The organism is Centipeda sp. (in: firmicutes) (assembly GCF_057271695.1).
The window spans coordinates 1-6,462 of record NZ_DBHIVL010000105.1; the positions used below are offsets into that span (position 1 = coordinate 1).

At 55.9% G+C, this 6,462-nt stretch carries 3 protein-coding genes; all 3 read left to right on the forward strand.

The features are described from left to right. The first annotated feature begins 65 nt into the window (after nt 1-65). The gene (locus ACO6BQ_RS11680; RefSeq protein ID WP_489121127.1) at nt 66-899 is read left to right on the forward strand and encodes an ankyrin repeat domain-containing protein; all 834 of its coding nucleotides are present in this window, start codon (nt 66-68) and stop codon (nt 897-899) included. Nucleotides 900-1,010: 111 nt separating this feature from the next. Further along, nucleotides 1,011-2,831, forward strand: a complete 1,821-nt coding sequence (locus ACO6BQ_RS11685; protein WP_489121128.1) for a M48 family metalloprotease — start codon at nt 1,011-1,013, stop codon at nt 2,829-2,831. A gap of 951 nt (nt 2,832-3,782) precedes the next feature. Beyond that, nucleotides 3,783-6,462 (forward strand): beta strand repeat-containing protein (locus tag ACO6BQ_RS11690; RefSeq protein ID WP_489121130.1); only part of this gene is annotated, 2,680 nt, incomplete at its 3' end.

The following is a 6,462-nucleotide window of genomic DNA, read 5'->3' on the forward strand; positions in this document are numbered from 1 at the left end:
GTTATGAGTCCTTTTTTTGTTAAATTGTGTTGCACTTAGATTGTACATCCAAGATGAAAAAATTTATGACCGCGACGATGATGGCGACGGTTCTTGCCGTAGGCAGCAATATGTCTGCACCGACGGTGGAGGCGGGCGGCGTATACTTTGCGGATGCACCCGTGGTATCGCCGGCGACAACCGCACCTGCATCCGTATCTGCTGTTGGGACGCGTCCCGCCGTTTATGTTCCGGGTCGCATTACAACGCCCATCATTGACCGCGAGCTTACAACAGATGAGAATATGCTGTTCCTCGCGATCGACAAGGCGGACTACAATACGATCCAGCTGATGCTCGACAAGGGCGTTGACATCAACGCGTACTACAGGAACAAGGGGACAACGCCGCTCGGGCGTGCACTCGAGAAGAACAACCGCACGACGATCCAGTTCCTCCTGGAGCGCGGCGCAGATGTGCAGGGCTATGTCTACGATGCGGGCAACTATCGCGTACGATCCTATCTCGTGGAGGCGGCGGATCGTCATGACCTCGCGCTCGTCCAGTATCTCCACAACTGGGGCGCGGACATCAACGGGACTTCGTGGGACTATGGCCCGGGCTATTTCAATGCGCTCTTTACACTCGGCTCATCCGCAGACGATATCAATGTGATGCGCTACCTGATCGCGCAGGGCATCAATGTGAACTATGTGGCGGGCAGCGGGACGACACCGCTGATGTACTTTGCAAAGATGTGGATCGACTCCGGCGTGCGGCAGAATCTGCTCAAGATCCTGCTCGATGCGGGTGCAGACCCTGCGGTGCGCGACAAGGACGGAAAGACGGCGGTGGACTACTGCATGGCGCACAACGATCTTGAGAGCGCGCGCTTTCTCCAGACGTACAATATGAAATGAGGATCGGCACAGGCGGACAAACACTTGCCTGTGCCTTTTGTATTGGGACTTTCAGTCTGTTTTAGGAAATGTTTGTTATACTGCGTACGCAATAGAAATGTGAGGTGAAGGATGCGGAAAACAGCGGCAGCAATGCTTTCGGTTCTCGTGATTGCAGCAGCGATACTCTTCCCACCTGCGCGTGCAGAGGCGATCGACGCGTGGGGAATTGCGGCGCAGGCACTTGGCGTGCTTGGTGCGTATCACTCGGCACTTGGCGCGGTGCTCGCACTCGGCAATGATGTGAACGCACAGGTGCAGAGCGAGCGACAGGACATTGCGGAAAACGGGCGTGCGCGCAACGCAAACGATATTGCGCTTGTGGACGGGATCATGGAGCGGCTCGTGCGGGACGGCGACTATGTGCTGCGCGTGAACTCGCTCCCCTTTACATGGGCGGTGACGGACAGCTCCGTCTTTAACGCCGCCTGCTATCCGACGGACTATGTGAGCATCAATCGTGGGCTGATTCGCGGTCTCGGCGGCAACGTGGACGAACTCGCCGCCGTGCTCGGGCATGAGATGACGCACGGGCTGCGCCAGCACAGCGCACACAACTATGCAAAAGCGGCGGCGCAGTTCTATGGGATGAGCTTTCTCAATATGAATTTCGGTCTGATGGACTGGAACAAGCTGAATGCTCTCGTGGGGTACTCCGTTGCAAAAAATGTAACGCTCCCTACAGAGTACGAAGCGGATGAGGGTGGCTTTCGCATTATGACGAGTGCGGGGTTCAACCCCGGCGGCGGTGCGGCGGCGATGGCACGCATGGGCTATTATCTGACGTATGTAACGCAGGATCTCCAGGAATATCAGGATCCGACGCAGAAGAATCTGCCGCAGGATGATTTCTCGGATCACCCTGCGACGGAGCGCCGCGAGGAAAAACTGGCGGGCTTCATGACGGACTACAGCGCAGGTCATGTGACCGTGACCGACCGCAAGACGGTCTGTATCGACGGGACACCGCTCCTCACGGTGACGTGGACGGATGAGGACTACGACAACAGCCCTGAGAATGCCTACCTCGTGGCGGGGGCACTTACGCGTGCTTTTCACGACTACGATACGGCGGCAGCATGGAACATTGCGTTGACGCGGGACGGCGGCGCGACGATTGGCGGCGCCCCACGCGTGAATGAGCTCCTCATATTTTTCCTCGCAAAGGAAAAGGCGGGGGCACTTCTGCAAACGCTCGTACACAATGCCTATGCAGGTGAAGCGGCAAGCGGTGCACGGGAGAAGCTGCGTGCGGCGGAGAAAGTCCGCGCGGACGCACATGCAGCAGAGCGCGTGGAGGTGGAGAATGCCGATGCGAAGGCGATCAAGAAGATGCGCGAGAACAGCGATGCTTACAGCGACTATGGCGACAGCGTGCGAGCCCTTGCGTTGATGGAGCGGGTCTTTGCCTCTGCACACGATGAAAGCCGCGCACTCAGTCATGTCATCCGTGCGCGTGCCTACGCCGTGCAGGGCGACTGGGAGAAGGCGCGTGTGGATGCGGACAAGGGCGTTGCGGACGATCCGAAGGATGTCTACACATGGCTGAATCGCAGTGATGTTCGGCGCATGATGGGCGACCGCACGGGGGCACTCTCCGACGCGTGCAAGGCGATTGAGACGGACGCGAAGAATCCGTACGGCTATCTGATTGCCGCCGAACTCTATGATGAGATGGAGGAGACGGCAAAGGCGCAGGAGTATTTCAAGAAGCTTTACGCCGTCGAACCGAAGGCTCTTGAGAGAATCCCAGATGAGTATCTGGAAGCCGTGGATCGACGTGCCTATGAAAAGAGGATCAAGGAGAAGAAGAAAGCGCGTGAGGCGCGTGAGAAGGAAATCCGCGAAAAACTCGATAAAAAAAGCCGTCCGGCGGACGGCAATACAGATTGATAAGGAGGCGGATCAGCTGGCTGTGATTATCCACTATTTATCAGTGATTCCCTAAAATATGATTGACAGCAGATGAGAGGAAGAGTATATTTAGGACAATAGTGCTATAGGATAGCTATAGTCGGAACGGAATGACATGGAGGGGATTGTCATGTTAAAGAATCGGAAAAACAAACGACAGCTGTCGCTTCTCGTTGCGTTTGCTCTGTCCGCGGGGGGGGGGGGGGGGGTACATTCTTCTCAGATTTGAAGTACGCATATGCTGCAGATGTGACGGGCGGCGACGTGACGATTGATAGTTCGACGAGTCCCCTTCCGAATCCAATCGCGGGCGGAGCCTTAATGGATCCGACGAATACGAATCACGGAGATGCGAATGGAAATAAGCTGACGGTAGATGGCGGCACATGGACAACACCTGGCTTAAAGGTATATGGTGGGTATAATCAGTCTTTAACAGGGGATGCCACAGGGAATGAGCTAATTTTTAAGAATACGGTGGATTTTTATTCAAATCCTACTACTGCGGGATATGGAGGATATGCAAAAAACGGGGATGCAACGGGAAATACAGTCACGCTGAGCGGTACATTTACATCATCATCGTCCTATTATAGTGCAGGACTTTTATGTGGCGGCAAGAGTGATAAGCCCGGTGCAGATGAAAGAACCGGAAATACGTTGCAAGTAATAGGTGGCGGTAATGCAAATGCAAATGTATGGATAGCTAATTTTGAAAAGCTGAAATTTGTCCTAAACTCAACTGTTAACTCAGGAGCTACGATGCTCACAGCGGAGCCTTATACAGGGGCAAATGATTTTAAGTGGAAGGATATTACCGTTGACGGGCTAGCCGATTGGGTAACATATTTAGCTAATCATAATATCAACAAACCGACACTTACATTGAGACAGGGAGTTAATGCTTTTACTATTCAAAACTATACCCCTATGCTCATTAAAAATGTCGGCGACTATGAGTTTGGCAAATTCGCCAATACAACCGGTACGGGAACGGTTAGTGTAACCAAACTTTCCCTCGATGGCGACCGATTCCAAAACGCAACGGAAACACCGACGGTGAGCGGAACGGATATCCATGCGGGGTGTTCCAAGTATGGCAACACAACAAATCACAACATACTGAACATCGAGGAGACGTCCGCGCATGTGTCCATCAGCTACACAAACGCGCGCGCGGGCTACACCAAGGCACTCAATGGCGGATCGGATTTCAATACGCTGAATCTCAAAGATGGAGCTTCTGTGACGAACGGCTATGCAGGCTACACGGAGGGCGTGCATCTGCTTGTGGATCCGACGAGCAAGACAAATCCTACGTTGGTCGATCCCGCCGCGAAAGCCGACGCGAAGAACAACACGGTCAACATCACCGGCGGCACGGTGAATGCAGGCGGCAAGGTCTACGGCGGCTACATCGCGACGAATACGCAAGTGACGCCGAACCGCACATCGGACGGTGACGCCAAGGGCAACACCATCAACATCGAAAACGGAACATTCGGCGGCAGTACCGAAATCTACGGCGGCTATACGAACGGCACAGGCAAGGCGACGGGCAACACCGTCAACCTCGGCAAGAGTGACGGCACGTTTAACGCGCCCACCCTCAGCAACGCCTTTATCTACGGCGGCGCATCGAGCGGCTCAGCGAGCGACGTCATGACCGGCAACACGCTGAACGTCAACACGCAGAACATTACGGCACGCGGCGTTCAGAACTTCGGCAAGACCGTGTTCAACCTCAACAGTACCACGGTTGTCACCCGTCCGACACCGAATACCCTTCTCACCATCAGCGGCGGTCCCACCACAGGCCTTGACTGGGCAGGGGTCGAAGTGAACCCCGGCAGCACCACCTTCACACCGAGCACCTACGAGAAACACCTCTTCAAGGCCATGCACAACGGCTCCGGCATCACCTTCAGCAACTATGCGCCGTATGGTGCAAAGGAGAAGATTGTCGGCAACCTCGAATACATCATCGACACAGACAATCATTCGGCCAGCGCAGGGCATGATGTCTACATCGACGGGTATCAGTTCCGCAATCATACGGCGACGTACAGCGAAACAACCAGTCATCCGGAGGCTTGGGCGGGACGCACAGCAAGCGGACAGGCAGTTACGGACAACAAGCTCACCTTCACAGGGAATGCGACGAGTGCGTACGGCGGACTCGTCGAGAACAAAAAGCACAACAGCGACGGCACCTATCAGACGGCGGGTTCTGCAACAAAGAACACGCTCGATGTCAAGGGCGGCACACTTGCCAATGCCTATGGTGCAAAAGTCACGGCAAAGAACGGCAGTGCCGATGCGAACAACGTCCATATCGGGAGTGCTGTCACGGGCTCCGTCTACGGCGCGGAACTCACGGGCATCGGCATCGGTGACGCGACCAAGAGCACTGTCAAGATCACTGCCGGAACGGTCGGCGGCACGGTCTACGGCGGCAAGGTCGCCGGCACAGGTGCAGCGACGGGGCATACCATCAACCTGTATGGCGGTACTGTCAGCGGCAGCGTCTACGGCGGACACACTGCATCGGGGGCGACCACGGGCAATACCGTCAATCTCGGCAGCGGCACCACAAACAGTGTCACCACCGTTACGGGTACCATCTACGGCGGCAATCAGACGGCGGACACCGATAACGTTCTGAACGTCAACACCAACGCGACGGCGGGCAACATCGCCAATTTCGGCATGGTGAAGTTCAATTTCAACAGCACATTCAACCAGGCGAATCCCATGCTGAAGCTTGTCGGCGGTGCTGTGACCAACCTCGACTGGAACAAATTTATCCACACAGGGGATGCACCGAGCGGACAGTCCGTGCTGATGGAGAACAACAGCAACATCATCCTCAGCAACTATCTCGGTGCGAAGGAAATCTCCTCGAACGGAACGCATGAGTACACCATCGACACGGACACCAACACAGCGACGGCAAAGCAGATCCTCTTCGGCGGCTACCAGTTCAAGGATGCTGATACCACACCGACGACCGGCGATACGAGCAAGGATGTCTGGGCGGGACGCTCCGTCATCGGCAATACCACTACCAAGAACACCCTCACCATCAACGGCACGAACCATCGGGATGCCTACGGCGGCTGGACGGCGGGGACGGGTACGACCGCTGCGGCAAAGAACGACAGCACCGTCAACACCGTCAACCTCAAAGCGGGCTCCGTACGCAGCATCTACGGCGGCTTTACCGGTGCAGCGAGCGGAAACGCAACGGGCAACAACGTAAATATCGCGGGCGGCAGTGTCGCCCCCCTTTCCGGCGTCGGCGGCAGCATCTACGGCGGGTATCTTTCCCATGCCGCAGCGACAGGCAATGCGACAGGCAACACCGTCACCGTCACGGGCGGCACGATGGGCGATGTCTACGGTGGATGGACGGCAGGGACGGGAGCCACTACGGGCAACACCGTCAACCTCGGCAGTGAAGCAGATGCCGTTGATTCGGGTACTACAATTGGCACCATCTACGGCGGCAGCAAGGCTGTCACGACGAACAACACCCTCAACGTCTATGACACCGTCACGGCGGGCAACATCAAAAACTTTGACCAGGTGAACTTCAAGTCGACGAGCC

Bases quoted from the DNA above. Each gene is read 5' to 3' on its own strand.
- ACO6BQ_RS11680 (WP_489121127.1), top strand. From the start codon at position 66: ATGACCGCGACGATGATGGCGACGGTTCTTGCCGTAGGCAGCAATATG.
- ACO6BQ_RS11685 (WP_489121128.1), top strand. From the start codon at position 1,011: ATGCGGAAAACAGCGGCAGCAATGCTTTCGGTTCTCGTGATTGCAGCA.